Origin of the sequence: Limnohabitans rimovensis (SeqCode) (assembly GCF_965234775.1) — a bacterium.
In the GTDB taxonomy this organism is placed as follows: domain Bacteria; phylum Pseudomonadota; class Gammaproteobacteria; order Burkholderiales; family Burkholderiaceae_C; genus Limnohabitans; species Limnohabitans rimovensis.
The window spans coordinates 647268-665715 of record NZ_OZ248562.1 but is presented as its reverse complement, the minus strand read 5'-3'; the positions used below and the strand labels follow the sequence as shown (position 1 = coordinate 665715).

Below are 18448 nucleotides of genomic sequence, written 5' to 3'. Positions count from 1 at the left end.
CTTTGATTTTTCACTGGTGCTTCCCATGCGTAAAACCCAGCCAGCTTCTGGCAAAACTCAAGCCCCGCAACGCGTTGTTCTCGCCTACTCTGGCGGTTTGGACACCTCCATCATCCTCAAATGGCTGCAAGACGAATACCACTGCGAGGTGGTCACCTTCACCGCCGACATCGGCCAAGGCGAGGAAATTGAACCGGCCCGTGCCAAAGCCATCAAGATGGGCATCAAGCCCAGCAACATCTTCATCGAAGACCTGCGCGAAGAGTTTGTGCGGGATTTTGTGTTCCCCATGTTCCGCGCCAATGCGCTGTACGAAGGCGAATACCTGCTGGGCACCTCGATCGCCCGCCCACTCATTGCCAAGCGCTTGGTAGAAATCGCCCGCAAAACCAAGGCCGACGCCATCAGCCATGGCGCCACCGGCAAGGGCAATGACCAAGTGCGTTTTGAGTTGGGCGCTTATGCCCTGATGCCCAATGTAAAGATCATCGCGCCTTGGCGTGAATGGGATTTGCTCTCGCGTGAAAAGCTGATGCGCTACGCCGACCAACACGGCATTCCCGTCGATGGCGCCAAACGCAAAGGCCCTGCGCCCTACTCCATGGACGCCAATTTGCTGCACATCAGCTACGAAGGCGGCATTTTGGAAGACCCCAATTACGCCCCTGACGACAGCATGTGGCGCTTGACCGTCAGCCCCGAAAAAGCACCGAACAAACCGCAGGTGATTGAACTCACCTACAAACACGGCGATGTGGTGGCGATTGACGGCGTTCGCATGAGCCCCGCCAAAGTACTGACCCACTTGAACACCTTGGGTGGCAAGCACGGCATTGGCCGCTTGGACAAAGTGGAAAACCGCTATGTGGGCATGAAGAGCCGTGGTTGCTACGAAACCCCGGGCGGCACGATTTTGCTGTCGGGTCACCGCGCCATCGAGTCCATCACCTTGGACCGCGAAGTGCTGTCGCTCAAAGATGACCTGATGCCGCGGTACGCAAGGCTGGTTTACAACGGTTATTGGTTCAGCCCCGAGCGTGAGTTGCTGCAAGGCCTGATCGACGCCTCGCAAGCCACCGCCAACGGCAAGGTGCGCTTGAAGCTCTACAAAGGCACCATCATGTGCGTGGGCCGCGAAAGCAAAACCGACAGCTTGTTTGACACCCGCATCGCCACCTTTGATGACGACGGCGGCGCTTACAACCAAGCCGACGCCGGAGGCTTCATCAAGCTCAACGCTTTGCGTTTGCGCATTGCCGCCAACCTGAAAAACGAACGTGCGGCCAAAGCCACGCCTGCACGCAAACCCACTTCGAAAAAGAAAGCCTGACCATGGTGACCGAACAACTCCAAGGCGCCAGCGTCGCCACCAAAGCCAATGTGTTTTTTGATGGCAAGTGTGTCAGCCACACCGTCACCTTGGCCAATGGCGAGAAAAAATCGGTGGGTGTGGTGCTGGCCGCCACCCTCACCTTCAACACTGCCGCCGCAGAAATCATGGAATGCGTGGCGGGCTCTTGCGAATACAAAGTGGCTGGCAACAACGAGTGGAAAACCTCAGGTCCTGGCACCCAGTTTTCAGTGCCGGCCAACTCGTCGTTTGACATCAAGGTGGCAGAGGCTTACCACTACATTTGCCATTTCGGCTGATCCAGCATCACCTCAGCCGCGTCGGGGGCTGAGGCGAATCTATTCAAACCAATACCCGGGCCTTGGCAGCAGCAAATTCGGCCTTGAGTTGGTCAATCAAAGCGGCGGCACTTTGCACCTTATCAACGGTCCCGATGCCCTGACCGCAACCCCAAATGTCTTTCCACGCTTTGGACTTGTCGCCACCAAAGTCCATTTTGCTGGGATCGCTTTGCGCCAAATTCTCAGGATCCATGCCGGCGTTCCGAATGGACTGCGCCAAGTAATTGCCGTGAACGCCAGTGAACAAGTTGCTATAGACAATGTCGTCTGAGTTGCTGTCCACGATGCATTGTTTATAGGCATCGCTGGCCCGTGCTTCGTCGGTGGCGATGAAGGCCGATCCAATGTAAGCAAAGTCTGCACCCATGGCCAACGCCGCCAAAATGGCACCACCACTGGAGATGGCACCACTCAAGGCCACAGGTCCATCAAACCACTGGCGGATTTCTTGGATGAGCGCAAACGGGCTTTTCACACTCGCGTGTCCACCTGCACCTGCGGCCACCGCGATCAGGCCATCCGCACCCTTTTCAATCGCCTTGTGGGCAAATTTGTTGTTGATGATGTCATGCAACACCACGCCGCCGTAGCTGTGAGCAGCCTGGTTGACTTCCTCGCGCGCCCCCAAAGAAGTGATGATCACAGGCACTTTGTACTTCACGCACAAGGCCATGTCGTGCTCTAAACGGTCATTGCTTTTGTGCACGATTTGGTTGATGGCATAAGGCGCGGCAGGACGATCAGGATGCGCTTTGTTGTACGCAGCCAGCGCCTCGGTGATCTCGGCCAACCATTCGTCCAACTGCGAGGCCGGACGGGCATTCAAAGCTGGCATAGAACCCACCACCCCGTTGATGCATTGGGCGATCACCAGCTTGGGGTTGCTGATGATGAACAACGGCGAGCCGATCACGGGGAATGGAAGTGCAGCAAGTGCAGGCGGGAGTTTTGACATGTCACGGTCCTCAGAGGATTGAAAAGGCAGGGTGTCAATTGCAACTTTGCGTTTGACAATGCGCAGCGATCATATAAGAGTCCGCAAGAACATGATCTGGCAGGTCAACATGTCCACGCCAAACAGGGTCGTGGGACTTAGCTGCTTGGGCATGATCGATACAAATCCTGCGATTCTCGAAGTTTTGGCGACCCATCGAAAACCCTAGCATCTTTGTCCCAAAGTCGATCTAGTATCTTGACTGATCTTCAGGTGGGTTGCCTAGCCTTCAATGGTATGGCGGGCAGCCCATCAAAAGTACATTTTTCTTTGAAAAACGAATTCAATTTACTGGACAACCTATGCTAAGACTGGACGGAAAAGTGGCTTTGGTGACCGGCTGTGGTACTCGGGGCGAAGGTTGGGGCAACGGCAAAGCCATTGCCGTTTTGTTGGCCCGCCAAGGCGCCACTGTGTTTGGTGTAGATCGTGACTTAGATGCCGCCAAAGTGACCCAAAAAATCATCGAAGAAGAAGGTGGCAAAGCCCATGTGACGACCGCCAATGTGACGATCGCTGAAGATGTGCAAAACATGGTGAAGAGCTGCATGGACATGTTGGGTCGCATCGACATTTTGGTCAACAACGTTGGCCAGTCTGAGCCGGGTGGCCCCGTTGAGATGAGCGAAGAAACATGGGACGGACAAATGGATTTGAACGTCAAAACAGCGTTTCTGACGATGAAATCGGTTTTGCCCATCATGGAAAACCAAGGCAGCGGCTCCATCATCAGCATTTCCTCAGTGGCAGGCCTCAGATATGTGGGCAAACCACAGGTGGCGTATGCCGCTGGCAAAGCAGCCCTGATGCAATTGACCAAAACAACCGCGGTACTGTATGCCTCCAAGGGTATTCGGCTGAATTGCGTGGTTCCTGGCTTGGTTTTCACGCCCTTGGTCAAACGTTTGGCCGATAAATATGCCGGCGGACAGTTTGAGGCCTTTGTGGAGCATCGACACAAGCAAGTCCCCGCCGGGCACATGGGTGATGCTTGGGATGTGGCCAACACCGTGCTTTTTTTGGCCAGTGACGAAAGCCGCTACATCACGGCACAAAGCATCGTGGTGGACGGCGGTTTGATTGCCGCCACCCGATAAGCACCCATCAGGACACCGCATGCATCAACCCACACACAGATTAACCAACAAAGTGGCCATCATCACCGGTGCTGGCTGCGTGGGCCCTGGATGGGGCAATGGACGCGCAACCGCCGTGCGCTTTGCCCAAGAAGGGGCAAAGGTTTTTGCCGTGGACATTGATGCTGATGCGATGGCCGAAACCCAACAAATGATCGCTGCATTTGGCGGCGACTTCACCCCCTTTGTCGCGGATGTCACGCAGGCAGAGTCCGTGCAATCGATGGTCCAAGCCTGTTTGGATCGATACGGCAAGATAGACATCTTGGTCAATAACGTGGGCGGGCCTGCGCCTGGTGGCCCTGTTTCCATGTCAGAGGCCAGTTTCGATGCCCAAATCGACTTGAACTTGAAGTCGGTTTTTTTGACTTGCAAATACGTGATTCCAGTCATGGAACAAAAAGGCGCTGGATCGATTGTCAATATCGCATCCATATCCGGGATTCGTTTCAGCGGTGCAGCCCAAGTCGGTTATGCCGTTTCCAAAGCAGGTGTCATTCAATTTGGGCGGGTTGTGGCCATTGAGTACGCCAAAAAAGGGATCCGCATCAATTCGATCCTTCCCGGTCAGTTGCACACACCTTTGGTGGACGCCGTTCTGGCCAAAACACAAAGCGGTGGCGATATTGAAGCCCTTTTAAAGCGCCGTCAGGCGCGAATCCCCATGCCTTTTGTGGGTGACGGTCGCGATACCGCCAATGCCGCACTTTTTTTGGCCTCTGACGAAGCGCGCTTCATCACCGGTACCGAGTTGATAGTCGACGGCGGCATGACAGCGAAATGCGATTAACCCCAAGGAGCAATCCCATGAAAAAACCTCATTCAAATGGACCCATCACACCTGCATTCATGGCGGTTGATGCCCTCAAAAAATCAATGCGCATAGGGATTTGGCTCACTGCAGCCCCTTTCTTGGCCATGGCTTTGCCAGGGCATGCGGCTGACCCATTTCCCAGCAAGCCCATTCAGCTGGTGATTCCCTTTGCACCTGGGGACACAGACAACATGATCAGACCCTTTGCTGATCGCATGGGTGAATTTTTGGGGCAACCTGTGGTGTTGTCGTTCAAGCCGGGCGCGGGTGGGGCCATCGGCGCTGGCACAGTGGCCAGCAGCAAACCCGATGGACTGACTTTGGTCGGCACATCTCCAGGATCCATTGTGGTGGTTCCCCTGGCCAATAAAGACATCAAATATTCATTCGACTCTTTTGAACCCATTGCCAGCCTCTCAGAGGGCGGCATGATGTTGGTGGTATCTAAAAATGCGCCGTGGAAAACACTCAAGGAGTTGGTGGACTATTCAAAAGCAAAGCCAGGGGTCATCAACTACACCACTTCTGGTGCCATGGGCATCACCCATTTATTGGCGGAAATATTCAGCAAAGAGGCGGGCATCAAGTGGACCCACATTCCAGAAAAAGGCAGTGGCCCGGCTGTCACATCTTTGCTCGGAGGTCATGTCCAACTTTCATCGGCCGCAGTAGGCGCGGTACAGACCCATGTGGAATCGGGCGCATTGAGGCCCTTGGCGGTGTTCAGCCTGCAACGTCTGAAGTCATTGCCAGATGTTCCCACCTTGCGAGAGTTGGGCTACAAAATCGCCGGGCCCGCGTATTACGGCATCTCAGCACCCAAGGGCACCCCCAAAGAGGTGATCGATCAAATTTACCTGGCAACCCAAAAAACGATCGAAAAGTACAACCCTCAAATAGCCGGGAATTTAAAGTTATTTGGTGCTGAAATAAAGCACTTGAACCCTGCTGAATACAAACAATACTTGAGAGACCAAAACGCGCTGTTCGCCGATGCCATGAAAGGCCTCAACTAAATTGACATTTCAATCACCGCTGAGGGGCTTGGTTCTCAAGCCCTACCCCATCGAGGAAGGCCAGCAGATGGTGGCGGTTCAGCTGTTTCGGTTGACGATCACCATGATGGTGACCAAGATGCCGACAATGATAGAAAAGAATGCAATGCCAACGGCATAGTACTGAGCGGCTTTGGCCTTGATCTGGGAAGTGCGTGATGTGTTCATCAAATTATTGTGCCAGGGGCGTCGCTGTCGAGCAAGCATTTGGAAAATAATCGCGCACAAAAGTGACAATACATCTGTATTCAAGCCAAGAAATTGATCATCTCAGGCAACGCTCAATCAGCCAAGCGCAACATGGCTGGAGACAAATGGTTCAAGCGGGCCACAAACCCATTGGCGCTGCGAATGGGTTGGGGTGCCTCTCCCTTGATCAAGACCCGCAAACCTGCTTGGACACTGTCAATCAATGGCAATTCAACATGCGGTTGAATCAATGAAGCCAAGCCAGCCAAGCCTGCACCGCCCAAAATAATTGACCGAACACCAGGCAAGGAGGCGGCATGGCATGCTTGTGTCAGGCATTCAATGGCCATGTCAGGGTCGGCCTGCAACATGGCCCCTGTGGGTGTCACAGTTTCAATGTGAAGCAGCGCTTCCCCAAAACCCAAGGTCAATGCCAAGCGCTGCAACATGGGTTTCCAGCGAAGCCCCCCCGTGACAATGGCAAATGAACCCCGCTCAGATGCCTCCATAAATGAGGCCTCCGCCAAACCAGTGACTTTGCAGGCGCTGGACTCGCGCAGCGCGAACAAACCGGGGTCACCAAAGCATCCGATCAACACACCATCTGGGGCCTTTTGCTCAGATAGATAGTCTGCCCATGTTTCCAATAAGGCGCTGGCAGCCACGGCATGACTCGCTTCGCAAGCGATGTACGGGGCACCTTTGCTGACAGTTCGAACATCTAAGCCGAACCCCACTGGCAGCAAGGGCAGCAGGTTTTCATATAACTTCAGTGTTGTCGCTTCACTGGTATTGGGATTGATCAGCAGAAATTTTTGTTGTACTGCCATTTCAGTGGTGTCAGGCATGAATGATCCCCATGGAACACGTGTTCAATCACAGGCTTATGGATCCACGCCTGAAGTCGGGTCTGTATGACCAAACAAATTAGACATGCGATTCAAGTCGCCCTCCTCTCGCATGATTTCTTTCATCAACTCGGGAAGAGGCAATCTGCCCCACCGCACCGCCTTTTGAATCAAATAAGGTGTCGGACTGTGCGGTTCTCGTTGTTGCAAATAGCTGGCAACGGCTTCCAGGGTTGCGTAAGCTTCCTCACGTGTGCGCCATTGTCCAGACTGCCACTCGGAAGACTGCAAATTGTATTCACCTTGTTCTTGCATGGCTGTATGACCTTGATCAGGTAAGTCTTCCGCCTGGGAAGTTGACTGAGAATGGCCCGTTGAACTGCCTTTGCCTAAACTCGCTGTCAACGCTGCCAGCACCCGCTCAAAGGCCGACAAGCACGACATCAGTTTGCTCAAATTGGGCGAATCCGTTGCCAGCTTTTCATCCAGAAATTTTTGTAAACTTTGCACGATTTGGATGCACTCACGCACTTGAGACAATTGCAAAAGCAAAGACTCGGCATGTGCAGGACTCTTGGCCAGTGACAACAACTCGGAACGGCTGATGGGCTCCAATTGGAATTCTGCTGGGGCAGTTTCTTTTTTAGGTTGAAGAATATCTTGGGCATGGACATCCTCTGCCGTGAGTCGGTCCCACTCCACCAATGTGATTTTTGACGGACTGCGCTCCAATATGGTCATCATCACCACATGAATCTTCAAGCTGACAGCAAGCGATTCACTCACCCACTCGAAAGGCGCTTTGCGGGGCTCCGTATCTCCGTCGGTGATCAGCGGGTGAATCCCTTCCCAGAACGCAACGGGCAAATCGTGCATGAGTTTGAGTCCCGACGCCAAACCCTGCAAACCATATAAACGCATCCAAGCTTCAGTCAACCATGCGACCAATTGCAAGTCTTTGGATTTTTTAGCCAAGGCTTCAAAGCACTGTGTTTCTATGAACAGCCAATCGGCTTTCTTCAGAGGGCGCTCCCATTGCCGCATGGGCAAATTGGGGTCGTCCTCTTCTCTGGCCAATCGAATATCCGTATAGATGGGGTCGTAGCGCAATGAAGCGCCGCAAGGTGACTCAGTGGCCACTGGCTCTAATAGATCGCTGAGCTTGAACAGAAAATCAGTACTCATAAACTTGCCATCAAGGCATGGTCCATTCTGGCGCTTTGGTGGGGAAGGATGCCGGCCATGCCAGCAATGTTTTTTTACCCGCTGGACTGATGGCCAACCTGATGAAAACCCGGGCCTGGGTTTCATTGCCCATCGTTTTGCCATCATCGGTTTGTGCCAACAATGGAAACTCAAATCGCAACAACTGAGCGCGCCCATCCAAGCGTGCATTGCGCTCAGCCTCTCGATGGGCCGTCAGAATGCTGAACAAAGCCCAGGGGTCGGTGTAACGGTAAGTCACGGCTTTGTCCTCAATGGACATGTTCGCTTGTCTGGCATCGGCCTTGGGTTTCAGTGGGCTGTCTTTGGCTATGCGCAAGGACAACACAATGGGCATCCCGGGCTCCCAAAAAAGAGACTTGCCAGAATCCTTCAAACGCAAGGTCTGATTGCCTGTTGAAATAGACCAATCAATGATTCGCCCGCCTTCTTTTTCATCGCTGATATTGGCTCTGAAATCAACACTGACATCGTAACCAGCAGGGGCACCAGGTTCAGCCGGGAACAGCGGTGCTAAAAGTTGACGCACCCGGACGAACTGCTCTTCAAATTTTCTGATGTGCGGTGGATAAGACATTTGAGATTTAGCCCCGCCTGACGAGGGTGAGACCTCGCTCAAGGCTTTTTGGACCCGATCAAATTGGTTCAGCGTTGCCGCCACATCGTCTAATTCAGCAGGAGGAAAATCCAATCGGCTTGCACCGCCAGATGAAGAGCTCGCACCGATGATGGAGGAAGCCTTGAAGGGTGCGCGGCCAGACAAATCCCGGTTGAATAAAGAAGAAAATTGCGCCCAGCTCTGTTTGCGCTCTTGGTCTTTGAGGGCGACACATCGGCTCAACAAACCCGATTGCAAAGACTGCAAACGATCAGCAAACATGTCAAAGCTTCGCCTGGTTGTGCTGACCTTTGACAAACGATCAATACAATTGCCATACTCCAAATCGGTGCCAGTGCTCAGTAAAAACTGCACCAATCCCCCCAATGAACTGGTGGGACTTTTTAACTTGTTTCGAGCGACATCAGCACTCAGCCCCGCCCACTTTTGCACCAAGGGGTGATTGGGTTGCAAACTGCTCAAAATCTGCAACAGTGGTTCTGCTTCTTTGGTCGCGTTTTCAATATAGGCCACTTGTTGTGCCACGTAGGCCGCCAAGCCAGTCGCATCGGAAGCTTCATAAACCTGAACAAGGGGGCTTCCAACGCCACTCCATGCTCTGAACTCAGGATCTCTGGGCAAAAATAAATTGGCCTGATGGAAGCCGTCATCGAGCAATTTAAGACGGGTCATGATGTCCCGAGAAATAATGTTCTTCAGCGTCGCCGCAGCATCTGCAGAGCCCAACTCGTTAAGCAATGCAACCAGCCGGGCCAATCGGGGTTGATCCGACTCTTGCAACGAGATTTGTTGAACAGGCCGCGAGGTTGACAACATGGCCTGAGAAGTGGACTCTAAAACCTTAGAGGCCAGCGCTCCGTACAAAAAACGGGTGGCAGGGGCTTTCAACTGCGCCGGAAACTTCAGCAGAAGATCATTTTCCAAATTTCTTTTGACATCACCATATGACAGCGCCTGGTCTAGCCTTTGGCGATCCCAACTGACAGAGGGGCTGGTGGACTCCGTCAATTTTTTAGGAGAATTATTTTTGACGTACGGCAATGCCAGCATTTTATTCAGCACCTCAGACAACACCTGTCTATCCGGGTTGAATGTCCATCGATTATCCTTTTCGTTCCACTCTAATTTGCCGACCAAGGAGCTGGCGTTTTCATTGCCAATGCTGTCCCATTCATTCAAAAATTTAGCGAATGCAGTGTTCAATCGTTTGAGTGCCGCCTCTGTCACATCAGGACCCAAGAGTGCATTCCCCTTGGCCACTTGCAATAGCTTGTCAAAATTCGCGCCGAACTGCGGCGACCGGCGTTGAATCCACACGCCTTTCCCGCCTTGTAAAAAGGCGGCCTGTTCACGCAACTGCGTTGAAAGTTCCTCCCATGCCTGAACGCCCAGGGTGCCATCAAATGAAGATGTTGTCTCCGTGCTGACTTGTGCAAGCAACTCAGAGTAACGCGATTCCGTTTGCAACAAGTGATTCTTCGAAAGCACAGCCTCCGTCAACTCATCAAACATCAAACCAAAGGTACAACTGGACGCCTGGCGCAACGCGGTCAAATCAACCATGCCCCCGCTGGGTGCGCTCTTGCGGAAAATGTCCGCGATTTGTCCAGTGTTGCCATTGAGTTCAACACCCATCAAGACCTTGACCAAAAGCCGCAGGTCCTCACCGTTCGCAGCTTGTGTTTTATCGGTCAATCGAGTCAAGGCCATGACGGCCCTTTGCAGATCCTCTGCTCGCCTCACATATTGTTCCAACAAAACAAATTCGGCTTGCTCATCCACCTCCAAATCGCGCTGCCCCGTGAAGCTGGCTCTCTCTGTCCAAGATTTAGGCAAGCTGCAACTGGAGGTTGCGAGCAATGCACCATTGGTGCTGTCAATCGGGGCGCCAGTCATGTCGGCCACCGCGGAATTGAGACTGATTCGGATGGGATCAAAAGCGGTTTTTGCAAAACCATCTGCTATGCGCTTTTGCACTTTTGAATTCAAGTCGTCCACATAAGACCAGGACCCAGGCATGGGCAAAGCCCATAAAGCACCGGCATTCAAGGAATCTAACAAGCGCAAAGCGCGCAGAGCGCGGTCTCTGCTTTTTGCAATGTCAAATGTTTCATCTCGGCTTCTGCGCAATGCATCTTTGGTTTCTTGATTAAATTGTTCAATCACGCCGACCAATTCACCCGCCACATAATTGATTTTGAGTGACGCCAAGCCAAGGGCCACCAACCACACCGCCACAAAGCCACCGGTGCCCCAGCGAACTGCCGTGTGCACCGCGGGTCTGCGCAATTTTTGTGTGCGCGCAGACCGAACCAAGCCAATTTCTGGAAAAATCTTTTTCTCAAAAAGGTCCCTGAGAAACGCTGGCTGTAAGGCATTTCGCACTTGATACAGGCTGTCTTCCTGCGCCAGTGCATAGGGCGAGTGCTGGTTTCCAAGCAAAACGGCAGACTCACTGCTGTCACCCGTGAGATAAAAACCACGGAATAAAAATGGATCGTGATAGGCGCTTGGGCGCATCAACTCATCCATAAACGCATGGATACCAGCCCGTAACTTATTGACCTCAGAGGGCAATAAAAAATATTCGGAACAATCTCTGTCAGGCAGTTCTAGGGCACTGAGCTCCATGCATGCTTCAGATAGCGTCATGGATATCTCATCCATACCTTGATCAATCCACCTCTCCTGAAACGGGGCCGAAAGATCAAATGGAGAAGACCAACCCAAGATGCTGCGCCGCATGGGCGATGGCAATGCGGAGGAAAACCGAGCAAAGCCTGGGATTTTTTCGCATTCACTGACAACAATGTAGACAGGAAATTGCAGCGCAAATCGATGTTGTGCCAACCATAAACGCCTGCTCAACCCTTTGGCCATGGCCAATAGCGACGCCAAATTCTCGGGGCTGGTGTCCAACAGCGATGAAGCTGGCAACGTGAAAACCAAGGAATCAAAGGGTCGGTCAGGCCTGTAACTCCGACATAAGCTTAAAAACTCATCCCAGACTCCCTGGGTTGCCTTGTTATCAGGGTCTCCCAACTGACTGGATTGCAACTGAACGGCAACACCCTTGTCATAAAAACTCCATCCAACACCATCCACTGAAGCAGAAATGGCTGAATCACTGCTCAAAGCGCTTTGCAGACCACTCGCCGACAAAGGCAAATCATCAGGGCCAACGCCATTGATCACCAATGTCCAAGACAGGTTGTAACGCTCGGATCGCTCTGCCAAATTATTTTCAATCAACTCAATTGCACGCCGAAACGACTGTTTCAGCGAACTGATTTGTATGGTTGGGGTCGTCGAAGCAAGTGTGGCACTGTTGGCACCTTGCTTGCCATGTTTGATGGCCACTTTCATCAAAAAAATGATCACCAAAAGAATGACCACGGCCAAACAAGTCAAGGTCAAAACAACCATGTTTTCCGAAAGAAAACTCAGCATAAGCTCCCTCCTCGGTTTGAGGAAGAAAGGCGCTCAGAAGCGCTTCCCACGGTGACATCCAATGATTTTCTAACTGGCCACGATTGCCACAGCCAGACAAGTTCCGATACCACCAGCATGCCCGCAAAGATCAATCCAAATTTGATCCACCAACGACTGATTTTGGGGAGGCGGCGCGATGCAAAGTGTGAAAGTGTGTTGTCATAAGGCACTTCGGATAAGCGTCTTTCTGCACCAGACAATTCGGCAGGCCGCTGGAAAATGAATTGAAAAAGATCATTTCGATAGCTTGCCAGTTTGCTCAAGTCAGCATCACCTCGAAATTGCCCTTTGAACCCCAAAGAAATCACATACAAATAAAGTTTGGCCAATGGACGCTGCGAAGGCTCTCTGGCCGATAGCAATTGATCGATTTGGGAAAAAACCTGCTCACCTGCATGACTGGATTTGAACAGCTTCGCCTCCAACAACTCATGGCGCCAGTGCTCTCGGCCAGCCCAATCTGAATTGAGCAAAATTTCATCCGCCAATACAGCCTTGAGGTAGCGCGCTTGCGACTCATACTCCATGGCTGCGGCACCACCAGAACGCCTGGCTTCCAGCGTTTGCAATTCAATGAGTTGCAGCAAATCTTTGCTCAGAGTCTGCGCAGCTTCTGGCGCATCGGTTTCGCTCACACGCAATATCAGTTGAGACGCGCGATGCAAAACTTGGAAAAAATCCCGAAACTGAACAGAGGAGAGCTCATCCCCACTGGCAAGGTGATGGGATGGCAAGGTTTGTTGTAATGCGATGGCAGAAGTGAGCATGAAGGTGTCTGTCCGGCTTCAAGGGTTTATTTGCTGGCTTTCTCGAACAGCACAATTTCTCGCGGCCTGGGTATCAAATTTGCCTCATTCACATTGCTGATCAGCAATGGTTGATCCGTAACAATAAAACTCTCTCGAAGCTCCACAGAAAAGATGGTGTACCCAGAGCTGGCCCGCAAACCCAACTCTTCCACTTGGTCTACCTTTTTACGCGACACACCCAAAACGCGTCTGTCACTCAACAAAGTCCAAACCGTCTGAGATCCGATCACCGCACCATTCATCCACTGAGTCAATTCAGCATCCGTTTGTCCACGCAATCCAATATAAAAATGAGCCGATTTTGGCAATCGTTCACCAGGCAAAGAGAACACGTTGCCATCGAAACCAAATACCAAAGGTCGCCAATCTTGACTGACTTCGGCCATCAAATCTTCAATTTCCGCCAAAACAGGCTCAAAAGACGCCAATGGATCTTCATGCTGCCAGCGCGGTGCCTGGATAGGAACTGCGCCAGGCCGCAATGTGCTCAACACACCGAGCTGATTGCAAAGTGATACATACAACAGAAACGGGGGTAGCTCTGGGGCAGTCAAGACCGCTTGCAAACCCGCCAAGGCTTGTACCAAAGCGGAAAGTTTATTTCGTTGCTCGAGTGCGTCCAGCCTCTCCTCTAAACGAGAAGAAGGTGAACTGGTGAGTTTGGCCAAAAACAAAGCCTTGATCCGCAATTGGGCAACGATATGAAACACGCTTTGCCAAATAGGATGTTCAGGCGTCAAGCTGAGCAAAGGGGGCAAACTGGGACCCAGGCTATAGACTTCATTTTCTTTTCGGATACACAACAAACGCATCGATCGATAAATCGAAGAAGGTCTTTCGCCCGCCATCATCAACACTTTGAGTTTCATGCGCGGGAGATCAACCGGGAGCGCCTCCGATATCTCGTCATTCACAGCTGATGCGTCTATGCCATGAAATCTGCTGACTTGACCCGGCGCGTTGAGCGATCGATTGATCCCCAAGGCCACATAAACACTCAGCTCCCCAACAGAGAGTGCGTCCTCCCAATCTGCCAGCTGAAGCTCAAGCTGCTGCCCATCACCGTTCTCAGCGTTAAAAACAAAAGGCGTTCCATCGGGAAAAACAGCTTCCAAAGAATTCACACGCAACAAACCGTTGGCCAACAGACTTTCGTCAATATCAAAGTGCTTAACGCCCCATGCCAAAGCATTGGCGCTCAATGACTGCCATCCCACCAAGGTGTCTACGCGTGCAGATTCTTGTTGAAAGTGCTGGGGCGACAGCAGCATGCCTTCATGCCATTGAATGTGTGGGAGTGGCGCAGATACTGTCATGATGAGGGATTCAAAATTTAGAACTTGTCAGGACCGAAGCAACTTTGAAAGTTCGATTCTCCAAGGTGATCACATAGCCAACGTCGTCCAGAGGTATCCAGCTTTTGTGTTCACCGGGTGTGGCGTAGTTGGCAAAAACAAAAACACCTGTTGACATCAATTTTGAATAATCACTCTTATTGAGCATGATTGTTTGCCCAGGAACCAACTCTAGAGAGATAACTTTCAAAGTTTCCGAAAAAGTGCGCATCGTGCCCTCTCGGGAAGAAAACCATTTCCCAGCGTTGAGGTTTTGCAAAATTGTTTGAACTTCAACCGTCCCCGCAAAAACGATATCAACAGCAACGGCGCTGTTGACATTGACATCGGTAGCGGCGCTTAAAACCAGACCGGGCCATTTGGGGGAAAAAGATTTGGGAACAGCCAAGCCTGGATCGCCTTTGGATGGGGCCAAAATTGAACATGCGGAAATGCCCATCAATGCGCCCCAAACCATCACTGCCTTGAAGCAAGCAGCAAGCCCATGGAAAGTGAAAGAAATTTTGTACAACATGCCTGTCTAGTCTATCCTAATCAGAGGAAAAAACCAATAAATAACCTGTACTTAAATTAATCACTTAAGGTTGAACATCAGGCTAGACGGCGGGTTTCAGGACTTAAAAAAGACAGCCCGTCTGGCATGCGTACTCCCAAGCCAACACCAATGGAGAAAACGGTGATCAATAAGGCCAGAACCATTGCAGCCATCATCATCAAAGCGCCCCTGTCGATAGAAAAGGTAACGGGTGAATGCTTTGGTACTGTTTCGGTGGCTGTTTCGTCTGTTTGCATTTCACGGCTCAAGCCCTTGGACACCACCGAAATCACGGCGCAAGACAGCAACACCGAAAGAACGCTTTTGAAGCCAGCAACGACCACTTCAATGATGACAAATGCAGGCAATATCGCTTCAAAAGGCAACTTAAAGAATTGATTCATGTAGCCAGCCATGATCAAAGTTCCACTGCCCACCATCGCCCTAGAAACAAAAGAGCAGATGATTGACAACATCAGAATTTGCAAATGATCCAAAGTCGACAATGGCGACTGATACAAATTCGCAACGAACATCGCCAACAAGGTAAGAAAAATCACCTCACCAGCGTGAAAAAAGAAGGGGAACAAAGGCGCCAAAAACTTCACCATGGCCCGACGGAATCCAAATACGTCGCACAGGCAATGAATGACACTGGGCACACCAGCCGCTGAGTTTCTTGCCAGAAAACTGATCAGCAAAGACTCTTTCAGTGCGCTCATGGTTTTCAAGATGGATGTGCCTGCCGAAAAAGAGATCACCCAAAGCAAAAAACCACCCGAAAATAAAACAGAAATAACGAAGGGTTTGAAGAATTCCGAGATCAAACCCAGCCCCCCCTGCCCCATACCCGCCACCAAATGAACAGCATATGCAAACGCCACCATGGGCAGCATTTTGTTAATGGTGGTGATCAAAATCTCCAGGGCCTGATAAATAAACTCTAACCGGTCAAACAAAGGCTTGCTGACATTCGTCGGCAGCCAGGCAAAACCCAAACCCAATATCAAGGCGCCGACCATGGACAGGCCCAACGACTCATTCGCAAATGCGTGGAACAAATTGTCAGGCGTGAACTTGTAAACCAGGCCATCTGGCGGTAGCTCAGACGCCTCAAATAATTGCAATGAGTGTATGGATTCGTGTTTCAAGGACAACTGACCTAAATTCCATTGATTCATTTCAGTCAAACCTGCGCCGGGGGAAAACAATGCACCGACAACCACAGCCACCGTACCGCACGCCAGTAGACCTGCAAAACCAAGCGTTACCGCAACAAGAAAGCGAACAGGCGAGTTGGGCAATCGTGAAAAATTGGCCAATCCAAAAATAATCGCCAACAAAATCAATGGCACCACAAACAAGTTGAGCAAATCGACGTAGATTTTCAACAGGGGGTTGAACCAGAGAGAGGCGGAAGGGATGAACCATGCCAACACCGCTCCCAACATAGGAAGCCCGATAAAAAGCCATGGATTTTGGCTCCAGTCAGAGCGATGGTTCATTGACATCATCGTCAAAGTCGAATCGGCTTATTCGCAATCAGCGCCACATATGCGCATTGCGACATTGACATTGTCAAACCACTGAGAAACGCACAAATGGGTTCAACCGCCAACAGCAACAAGACGACAGCCTCAGTGGGCAAACCCAACGGATTACAGATCACGGCCAAAAGCGCCAACTTATTTGCACCTTGCAAACCCATTGAAGCAAAGCCCTGGACGATGGACAAGCCCACAATGAGCAGCAACTCAGCGTTGCTGATCGGGTGCCCATAAATTTGTGCAATAAAGACAGTGGCCATTGCAAAATACATGATGGGTGCTGACCGCACAAAGCATGCTGCCAAAGGAACCAGAAACTCCACCTTATCCTGTGTGAACCCGAGTCGCATCGACATGGTTTCGACCATTTGTGGAATGCCCACCGCAGAATGCTCACCCGTGGCCATGGCAATACTGAGCGTGGGCCGCAACGATGACAAGACATCCCCATGGGTCGCATCTGAGCGCATTTTTAAAATAGCAAAAGATAAAACGCACAACAAAAAGGCCATGGATGAAAATGCCATCAAAAAATTTGCCAGAAGAATCAATGCATCAACTCCCATGTGAGCGCTCAAATGGGCTGCGACGATAAAGATCGCAACCGGTAAGGCATGCCTAAAAATAGAGCTTAATTTGAAGCATGCAGAAATCACAGTCACCAAGGATTGATTGAAGTCATCTTTCAAGCGGGAATTGAGCACGGCCACTGCAAATCCGAACATGATTGCAAATACAGCAATTTTGGTTTCTTCGCCCTGGGCGAGAGATTGAAAAATATTGCTTGGAAGGATCGCACTGATCAGCCCATCCATACCTGGAAGGGAACTTTCAATGGTCTCTGAGTAAAAACTTATTCTGCTGACATGGTCAATATTGTTTCCGCCCAACACTTTCTCGATGCGCCACACATTTTCGTTGGTGAATTCAGCGCCTGGTTGAAAAACATATGCGGCTGCCATGCCCATCAAGGCGGGCAGCAGCGCCATGAACGCCAAACCTGACATGGCACGCAAGCCCGTTCTTGCATAGGCTCTCTCCTTGAACATGCCTTGAATATTCAAAATGATCGAGCAAAGGATGAGCGGCACAACCAAAATCTGCAACAAATCAATATAAATTTCCGCAAGAAAATAAACAGCAGAAATTCGAAGTGGTGATAAAAATCCAAAAAGCCCTCCCAAAAGCAGTGCGGCAATCAGCACCACTGGGGAATGCAACCAAATAACTCTTTGTGACGAGGGGGTGTGCTCCATGGTGTATTTCACACAAGGCTTCTCAGCAACTCATCCATGTGCAGTTGTCCAGGGCGGTGTGACACAAACTCGTTCAGCAGCTCTTTCAAAATTTTGTTGTCATGGCTCACCGCGAAAGACAGATCATGGGACAAATCACTGAAGCTAACAATCTTCAAAGACAATGCTCGACTGGGATTTGATTTCAGAATTTTTCGGGTGTAAAACTCGTTTCGATACCCACAAATGACACGCCCAGACAACACTGCATCGGCCACATCCTCCCAACTGGGAAATCCAATCACTTTGGCTTTGGGAAAATTATCATTGGCGAATTCATCCCACGCAGAGTTGGCAAGAATTCCCATGGTTCCAGAAAATTGACGCAATACCTTGTCTACTCTGGAACCATTGGACAATTTAGCCAACTCGACCCGGTTCAAAATCAAAGAATGAGGCAGTTTGGAATATGCATTGCTAAATGACACCTTTTGCACGCGCCTAAACGTCGGCGTTGAATGAAAACCAATGTGGATTTTTTTTTCGGCGACTAAATCGACAATTTCCTGATACGTTTTCGCGGACCTGTCTACCCTGAGTCGCAAGTTAATGGACCGCGCAAATCGTTTTGCGAGTTCAATCTCCAAACCCAAGGTCTCGCTGCCCTTTTCGTAAAAAAAAGGGACATCGTCCTGGCTGACAAAACCGACGACCAACTCTCCTTTGTTAGCGAGCCACTGCAAGTCTGAAGATGGGGTGAGCACTTCAGACGGCTGTCCCGTATCCGGCTTTTTGGAATTTACCCCATGCGCAGGCAGCATCCAGGCACCGCCTCCCAGCGATAACGTCCAACGCCCCCAGCGGTCTAAAAAAGATCTTCGATTGGTATTCACCATGGTGTGCT

General features: G+C 51.0%; 16 protein-coding genes. 5 read left to right on the top strand and 11 right to left on the bottom strand.

All coding sequences use genetic code 11. The annotated features are described in order from the left end of the window. Positions 1 to 25: 25 nt before the first annotated feature. Positions 26 to 1330: an argininosuccinate synthase gene (locus tag AC8GFZ_RS03220; RefSeq protein ID WP_506642287.1), complete on the top strand. Its 1305-nt coding sequence runs from the start codon at positions 26 to 28 to the stop codon at positions 1328 to 1330. Positions 1331 to 1332: 2 nt separating this feature from the next. Beyond that, complete coding sequence (gene ppnP, locus AC8GFZ_RS03215; RefSeq protein ID WP_506642285.1) at positions 1333 to 1650, top strand: pyrimidine/purine nucleoside phosphorylase; 318 nt, start codon at positions 1333 to 1335, stop codon at positions 1648 to 1650. 43 nt (positions 1651 to 1693) lie between these two features. On the opposite strand, the gene AC8GFZ_RS03210 is transcribed toward ppnP, so the two are convergent. After that, on the bottom strand, positions 1694 to 2647 hold the full coding sequence (locus AC8GFZ_RS03210; RefSeq protein WP_506642283.1) for an NAD(P)H-dependent flavin oxidoreductase: 954 nt from the start codon (positions 2645 to 2647) through the stop codon (positions 1694 to 1696). A gap of 341 nt (positions 2648 to 2988) precedes the next feature. Between AC8GFZ_RS03210 and AC8GFZ_RS03205 the strand changes: the two genes are divergently transcribed. The 3 genes from AC8GFZ_RS03205 to AC8GFZ_RS03195 all read left to right on the top strand — a co-directional run bounded on the left by AC8GFZ_RS03205 (position 2989) and on the right by AC8GFZ_RS03195 (position 5652). Continuing rightward, positions 2989 to 3783, top strand: coding sequence for an SDR family NAD(P)-dependent oxidoreductase (locus AC8GFZ_RS03205; protein WP_506642281.1), 795 nt, complete (start codon positions 2989 to 2991; stop codon positions 3781 to 3783). A gap of 19 nt (positions 3784 to 3802) precedes the next feature. After that, positions 3803 to 4612 carry an SDR family NAD(P)-dependent oxidoreductase gene (locus AC8GFZ_RS03200; protein ID WP_506642279.1) on the top strand — a complete coding sequence of 270 codons (810 nt, stop codon included), beginning with the start codon at positions 3803 to 3805 and terminating at the stop codon, positions 4610 to 4612. Between the two features lie 215 nt (positions 4613 to 4827). After that, complete coding sequence (locus tag AC8GFZ_RS03195; RefSeq protein ID WP_506642277.1) at positions 4828 to 5652, top strand: tripartite tricarboxylate transporter substrate binding protein; 825 nt, start codon at positions 4828 to 4830, stop codon at positions 5650 to 5652. Between the two features lie 78 nt (positions 5653 to 5730). Here AC8GFZ_RS03195 and AC8GFZ_RS03190 read toward each other — a convergent pair whose 3' ends face one another. From AC8GFZ_RS03190 to AC8GFZ_RS03145, 10 genes are all read right to left on the bottom strand, one after another. After that, positions 5731 to 5859, bottom strand: coding sequence for a hypothetical protein (locus AC8GFZ_RS03190; protein WP_506642275.1), 129 nt, complete (start codon positions 5857 to 5859; stop codon positions 5731 to 5733). 113 nt (positions 5860 to 5972) lie between these two features. After that, positions 5973 to 6728 carry an aspartate/glutamate racemase family protein gene (locus AC8GFZ_RS03185; protein WP_506642273.1) on the bottom strand — a complete coding sequence of 252 codons (756 nt, stop codon included), beginning with the start codon at positions 6726 to 6728 and terminating at the stop codon, positions 5973 to 5975. A gap of 36 nt (positions 6729 to 6764) precedes the next feature. Next, positions 6765 to 7913 carry a type VI secretion system protein TssA gene (gene tssA / locus AC8GFZ_RS03180; protein ID WP_506642271.1) on the bottom strand — a complete coding sequence of 383 codons (1149 nt, stop codon included), beginning with the start codon at positions 7911 to 7913 and terminating at the stop codon, positions 6765 to 6767. A 10-nt stretch (positions 7914 to 7923) separates the two neighbouring features. Beyond that, a complete protein-coding gene (locus AC8GFZ_RS03175) occupies positions 7924 to 12021 on the bottom strand; it encodes a type VI secretion system protein (RefSeq protein WP_506642269.1) in 4098 nt (1365 codons plus the stop codon). After that, the gene (locus tag AC8GFZ_RS03170; protein WP_506642267.1) at positions 12015 to 12830 is read right to left on the bottom strand and encodes a DotU family type IV/VI secretion system protein; all 816 of its coding nucleotides are present in this window, start codon (positions 12828 to 12830) and stop codon (positions 12015 to 12017) included. The genes AC8GFZ_RS03175 and AC8GFZ_RS03170 overlap by 7 nt, the downstream gene beginning before the upstream one ends. Before the next feature lie 26 nt (positions 12831 to 12856). Further along, positions 12857 to 14188 (bottom strand): type VI secretion system baseplate subunit TssK, encoded by a 1332-nt coding sequence (gene tssK, locus AC8GFZ_RS03165; RefSeq protein ID WP_506642265.1) that lies wholly within the window; start codon positions 14186 to 14188, stop codon positions 12857 to 12859. Positions 14189 to 14198: 10 nt separating this feature from the next. Further along, positions 14199 to 14741, bottom strand: a complete 543-nt coding sequence (locus AC8GFZ_RS03160) for a hypothetical protein (RefSeq protein WP_506642263.1) — start codon at positions 14739 to 14741, stop codon at positions 14199 to 14201. Positions 14742 to 14818: 77 nt separating this feature from the next. After that, complete coding sequence (locus tag AC8GFZ_RS03155) at positions 14819 to 16267, bottom strand: cation:dicarboxylate symporter family transporter (protein ID WP_506642261.1); 1449 nt, start codon at positions 16265 to 16267, stop codon at positions 14819 to 14821. An 11-nt stretch (positions 16268 to 16278) separates the two neighbouring features. Next, complete coding sequence (locus AC8GFZ_RS03150; RefSeq protein ID WP_506642259.1) at positions 16279 to 17577, bottom strand: dicarboxylate/amino acid:cation symporter; 1299 nt, start codon at positions 17575 to 17577, stop codon at positions 16279 to 16281. Beyond that, complete coding sequence (locus AC8GFZ_RS03145) at positions 17574 to 18440, bottom strand: substrate-binding periplasmic protein (RefSeq protein ID WP_506642257.1); 867 nt, start codon at positions 18438 to 18440, stop codon at positions 17574 to 17576. Before AC8GFZ_RS03145 ends, AC8GFZ_RS03150 begins: the two co-directional genes overlap by 4 nt. Positions 18441 to 18448 lie beyond the last annotated feature (8 nt).

What these genes read in the sequence shown, in the direction of transcription:
- AC8GFZ_RS03185 (WP_506642273.1), bottom strand. Translation starts at nt 6,728, where the DNA reads ATGCCTGACACCACTGAAATGGCAGTACAACAAAAATTTCTGCTGATC.
- tssA (WP_506642271.1), bottom strand. Translation starts at nt 7,913, where the DNA reads ATGAGTACTGATTTTCTGTTCAAGCTCAGCGATCTATTAGAGCCAGTG.
- AC8GFZ_RS03200 (WP_506642279.1), top strand. Translation starts at nt 3,803, where the DNA reads ATGCATCAACCCACACACAGATTAACCAACAAAGTGGCCATCATCACC.
- AC8GFZ_RS03170 (WP_506642267.1), bottom strand. Translation starts at nt 12,830, where the DNA reads ATGCTCACTTCTGCCATCGCATTACAACAAACCTTGCCATCCCATCAC.
- AC8GFZ_RS03175 (WP_506642269.1), bottom strand. Translation starts at nt 12,021, where the DNA reads ATGCTGAGTTTTCTTTCGGAAAACATGGTTGTTTTGACCTTGACTTGT.
- AC8GFZ_RS03145 (WP_506642257.1), bottom strand. Translation starts at nt 18,440, where the DNA reads ATGGTGAATACCAATCGAAGATCTTTTTTAGACCGCTGGGGGCGTTGG.
- AC8GFZ_RS03160 (WP_506642263.1), bottom strand. Translation starts at nt 14,741, where the DNA reads ATGTTGTACAAAATTTCTTTCACTTTCCATGGGCTTGCTGCTTGCTTC.
- AC8GFZ_RS03155 (WP_506642261.1), bottom strand. Translation starts at nt 16,267, where the DNA reads ATGAACCATCGCTCTGACTGGAGCCAAAATCCATGGCTTTTTATCGGG.
- ppnP (WP_506642285.1), top strand. Translation starts at nt 1,333, where the DNA reads ATGGTGACCGAACAACTCCAAGGCGCCAGCGTCGCCACCAAAGCCAAT.
- AC8GFZ_RS03205 (WP_506642281.1), top strand. Translation starts at nt 2,989, where the DNA reads ATGCTAAGACTGGACGGAAAAGTGGCTTTGGTGACCGGCTGTGGTACT.
- AC8GFZ_RS03210 (WP_506642283.1), bottom strand. Translation starts at nt 2,647, where the DNA reads ATGTCAAAACTCCCGCCTGCACTTGCTGCACTTCCATTCCCCGTGATC.
- AC8GFZ_RS03220 (WP_506642287.1), top strand. Translation starts at nt 26, where the DNA reads ATGCGTAAAACCCAGCCAGCTTCTGGCAAAACTCAAGCCCCGCAACGC.
- tssK (WP_506642265.1), bottom strand. Translation starts at nt 14,188, where the DNA reads ATGACAGTATCTGCGCCACTCCCACACATTCAATGGCATGAAGGCATG.
- AC8GFZ_RS03190 (WP_506642275.1), bottom strand. Translation starts at nt 5,859, where the DNA reads ATGAACACATCACGCACTTCCCAGATCAAGGCCAAAGCCGCTCAGTAC.
- AC8GFZ_RS03195 (WP_506642277.1), top strand. Translation starts at nt 4,828, where the DNA reads ATGATCAGACCCTTTGCTGATCGCATGGGTGAATTTTTGGGGCAACCT.